The 4,454-nt window shown below is 71.6% G+C and carries 3 protein-coding genes and 1 pseudogene; 1 reads left to right on the top strand and 3 read right to left on the bottom strand.

Translation table 11 applies throughout. The annotated features are described in order from the left end of the window. The 3 genes and pseudogenes from ACFU99_RS34535 to ACFU99_RS34525 all read right to left on the bottom strand — a co-directional run. Positions 1–530, bottom strand: a pseudogene (locus ACFU99_RS34535) (ParA family protein); the annotation flags it as partial. Positions 531–544: 14 nt separating this feature from the next. Next, on the bottom strand, positions 545–1,264 hold the full coding sequence (cpaB, locus tag ACFU99_RS34530) for a Flp pilus assembly protein CpaB (protein ID WP_384399798.1): 720 nt from the start codon (positions 1,262–1,264) through the stop codon (positions 545–547). Positions 1,265–1,328: 64 nt separating this feature from the next. Then, positions 1,329–2,225 (bottom strand): hypothetical protein, encoded by an 897-nt coding sequence (locus ACFU99_RS34525; protein WP_384399796.1) that lies wholly within the window; start codon positions 2,223–2,225, stop codon positions 1,329–1,331. A gap of 237 nt (positions 2,226–2,462) precedes the next feature. Here ACFU99_RS34525 and ACFU99_RS34520 point away from each other — a divergent pair, with 237 nt between their 5' ends. Next, positions 2,463–4,214, top strand: coding sequence for a chitinase (locus tag ACFU99_RS34520; protein ID WP_384399793.1), 1,752 nt, complete (start codon positions 2,463–2,465; stop codon positions 4,212–4,214). Positions 4,215–4,454: the final 240 nt, after the last annotated feature.

The following is a 4,454-nucleotide window of genomic DNA, read 5'->3' as shown; positions in this document are numbered from 1 at the left end:
GAGTGCGCGGCGAGCGCGAGCTGTACGGCCGTGACGGTGGTGCCCACGCCGCCCTTCGCCCCGATCACCGCGACGAGCCGCCCGCCGGGCCCGGCCGGCGCGCCCTCGGGGTGGCCGCCCAGGTGGCGGCGGACGCCCGAGGCCCAGTGCGCGGCGGCCTGGACGCGGGTGCCGAGTTCGTCGTACGAGAGGGGGAGGGCCGCGATGCCGCGCGCGCCGGCGTCCATGGCGGCGGAGTAGAGGGCGGGCCCGGCGTCGGCGGTGACGAGGACGACGCCGACGGCCGGGAAGCGCAGGGCGACGTCGCGGATGACCTCCAGGGCGGGGACGGGCCCGAGCCGTTCGTGGACCAGGACGACTTCGGGCAGTTCCTCGACGGCGACGGCGGCGAGCGCCGCCAGGGCGTCCAGGAGGCGGGTGGAGTCACCGGCCGGTTCCATGGGTTCGACGCCGGGGAGCTGGCCGAGCGTCCCGCTGATGGCGCGGGCGACGTCCGGGTCGCCGACTGCCGCGAGGATTCTGATCGTCACCGTGTCCCCTGCCTCTACTTGTCGCCGTCGAGGGTGTAGGTGCGGTCGCCCGGGCTGATCGTGTCGTCGCCGCCGGGGGCGACGAGGGCGAGGCGGACGTGGGAGGCGAAGGACTCCGCGTACGCGACGCGCTGGGCGTCCTTGGTGTCGAGGGCGAAGGTGATGGGGACCGCCTCCGCGGCGCGCCGGGTGGTGGAGTTGGAGCTGTGGTCGGCGTTGGGGTCGAGCGCCGTGAGCTTGCCGACGGCGATGACCTGCGCGCCGCTGACGATGATCTTTGATTCGGGCTTGGTGCCCTGCTCCTTGCCGTCGAAGGTCGCGTAGATGTTGACCTTGTCGGCGGGGTTGATCTTCCCGGCCACGCCGGTCGCCGCGTCGATCATGATGGCGATCTCCTGCTGGCCGGGGCGGAGCGCGGGCCGCGAGACGATCATGTCGTCCTGGAGCAGCGACCCCTTGCGCAGCGGGGTGACGGCGATCTTGCCGTGCAGGTCGGCGAGGTCGGTGACGGCGGTGGCCGGAAGCCAGCGCTTGGGCATCGAGATCCGCTCGAACTGCCCGGCGTCCAGCGCCTTGTAGGCGGGTACATCCGATTTCAGCCGGTACGCCGTGGTCTCGGGGCCCACCTTCGACTCCACGTCGTGGAGGACCGAGAAGACCCCGACGAACGCGCCGACGGCACACAGGACCGACAGGACCAGCAGGATGACTCCGCGGCGCTGGCGTGAATTCATGGGACGGGCAACCTCGTTCGGGGACGTCGGCCGGCGGGGCGCCGCCGGCTCGCGGGTCGGCGGCCTACCGGCTGGTCAGGGCGGCTCGTACGGACGGGGCGAGGGCGGCGGCGCGGGCGCCGGGCTGCTCGGCGCGCTCCACGGCGGCGGAGCAGAACGCGCAGCGGTCACCGATCAGTTCGACGCCGCACCAGCGGCACTCCTCTCTGCGCACGGACGCCACCAGCTGGTAGAGCACGGTCGCGTCCGGGATGGCGGCGGCGAACTCGACGGCCTTGCGCGTGCCCCACCAGCGCGCGGACTCGGCGGGCAGCGCGGTTTCCTGGACTGCCTGGACGCGCCAGGCGGGCGCGAGGATGTCCGTGACCCAGTCCTCGTGGCCGGGGCGGCGGGGCCGGCCGCGCGCGACGGTGAGGTCGGTGGCGAAGCCGGGCCCGTCCGGCGGCTCCGCACCGCCGGCCGGGACGAGCCGCGGCTTGGGCCCGGCGAGCACGGCGAACCGGGTGCCCGGCAGCCAGGACTTGACGTGCGGGCCGAGCCCGACGTCGACGCGGTCGAGCCCGGCGACGCTGTCGAGCTGCGCGCCCGCGTGGATGTAGTGGGCGAGGAGGCGCGCGGCGCAGGCGAGGACGCCGGGGCTCAGATCGGACACCGACAGCCGGCGTAACTGGCGGGCGAGCACGCCGACGGCGAGCGGCGGCAGCGCGATCGGCAGGAGCGCCATCCGGTCGCTTTCGAGCACGGAGCGGACCGTGTGCAGGCGGCGCGTGTACGGGCCGGGGAGCGCGTCCGGGTAGAGCGCGACGACATAGCCGCAGCGGTCGAGGAGGGCAGCAGCCTGTGCGATGGCGTCGTCCAGGGGCTGCTCGTCCGGGGGCCGCAGCACCGCGGCGGCCGGGGCCTGGCCGTCGGGCGGCACGAGCACCAGGTCGGGGCTGGTGACTGCAATCGCGGTGGGCACGTCGGCTTCCCCGTTCACTCCGGCCGCCGGTGCCCCGGTGACCGCAGATGGACTCTCCTCGCTACTGCCCTTGGCTGGTGCATCAGCACTTTATCCACGAATGCGGCGCGAGAGAACAGCCCGCCGAAGTTCTCGCAGACCCTTGACTGACCCAATGGTCTGGACCATCTTTACGCCCAAGCGGTGGCCACCGTCCCTGGAGCTCCTCCTTCAACACCCTTCCCACCGGAGGCAGTCGTGGACCGCACACGCCGCACCGAAACCCCCCGATCCAGACGCAGATCGGGACGTACCCCGCTACGCCATCGCCCCCTGCGCGTATTCACCGCGCTCGCCGCCGCCGCGCTCGCCGCGACCGGCCTCACCGTCATCGGCGACGGCGGGACCGAAGCTGCCGCCGCGAGCCCCTCCACCGCCGCCAACCTTGCCAAGAACCCCGGCTTCGAGTCCGGCCTCGACAACTGGACCTGCTCGGGCGACAGCGGCACAGTCGTCACCAGCCCCGTGCACGGCGGTACGGGCGCCCTCAAGGCCGCGCCCGCCGGCGCCGACAACGCCAAGTGCTCGCAGACCGTGAGCGTGCAGCCGAACTCCTCGTACACGCTGAGCGCCTGGGTCCAGGGCTCGTACATCTACCTCGGCGCGAGCGGCACCGGCACCACGGACGTCTCGACGTGGACCTCCTCCGCCTCCTCCTGGCAGCAGCTCAGCACCAGCTTCAAGACCGGCGCGGCCACGAAGACCGTGACCATCTACACCCACGGCTGGTACGGGCAGCCCGCCTACTTCGCCGACGACTTCACCCTCGACGGGCCGGGCGGCGGCGATCCGGGCGAGCCGGTCCCGGGCACGCCCGGCGGCCTCGCGACGGGCGCGGTCACCGCCTCCTCCGTGGCCCTGTCCTGGAACCCGGTGACCGGCGCGAGCGGCTACAACGTCTACCAGGACGGCACGAAGGTCCAGGCGACGAGCGGCGCCTCGGCCGTGGTGACGGGGCTGACCCCGTCGACCTCGTACCAGTTCCAGGTGACCGCGACCAACACCGCCGGCGAGTCGCCGAAGTCCGCCGCCGTCTCGGCCACCACCAAGGAGGGCGGCCCCGGCCCCTCCGTGCCCAAACACGCCGTGACGGGCTACTGGCAGAACTTCAACAACGGCGCCACCGTCCAGAAGATCAGCGATGTGCAGAGCCAGTACGACATCATCGCCGTCGCCTTCGCGGACGCCACCACCACGCCGGGCGCGGTCGAGTTCCGCCTCGATCCCGCGCTGAACTACAGCGAGGCGCAGTTCAAGGCCGACATCGCCGCCAAGCAGGCGGCCGGCAAGTCCGTCATCCTCTCCGTCGGCGGCGAGAAGGGCACGGTCTCCGTCAATGACGCGAACTCCGCGAACAACTTCGCGAACAGCGTGTACGCGGCCATGCAGAAGTACGGCTTCAACGGCGTCGACATCGACCTGGAGAACGGGCTCAACCCCACGTACATGACGCAGGCGCTGCGCTCCCTGTCGGCGAAGGCCGGGCCGCAGCTGGTCATCACCATGGCCCCGCAGACCATCGACATGCAGTCAACGGGGGGCGGTTATTTCAAGACAGCCCTGAACATCAAGGACATCCTGACCGTCGTCAACATGCAGTACTACAACAGCGGCGCCATGAACGGCTGCGACGGCAAGGTGTACGGGCAGGGGACCGTGGACTTCCTCACCGCCCTGGCCTGCATCCAGCTCGAAGGCGGGCTCGCTCCCTCCCAGGTGGGCCTGGGCCTGCCGGCCTCCACCCGGGGCGCGGGCAGCGGCTATGTCGCGCCGTCCGTCGTCAACAACGCCCTCGACTGCCTGGCCAAGGGCACGGGCTGCGGCTCGTTCAAGCCCGCGAAGACGTATCCGGGCATCCGGGGCGCGATGACCTGGTCGACCAACTGGGACGCGAGCAACGGCAACGCCTGGTCCAACGCGGTCGGCCCGCACGTGCACGGACTGCCGTAGCCGAGGCCATAGCCGTACCTGCCATGACGCCCGTACCACCGGCCCCATCAGCCTCTTCGTTGTCCGGGTCTTGACAACAGCATTGGTCTGGACCACCTTGTACGGCAAGCCCAGGGGCCCCTGAGCGCGCACCATCACCACCCCCCTCAACACTCCCCCCACACGGAGGCCGTAGTGGTTCGCGCACGATCGACCATGCTCAAAAGCAGAATCCTCACGGGTCTGGCGGCGGCAGTGGTG

The sequence above is a fragment of the Streptomyces sp. NPDC057654 genome (assembly GCF_042800135.1).
GTDB lineage: Bacteria > Actinomycetota > Actinomycetes > Streptomycetales > Streptomycetaceae > Streptomyces.
This window is presented reverse-complemented; position numbering and strand designations above follow the sequence as displayed.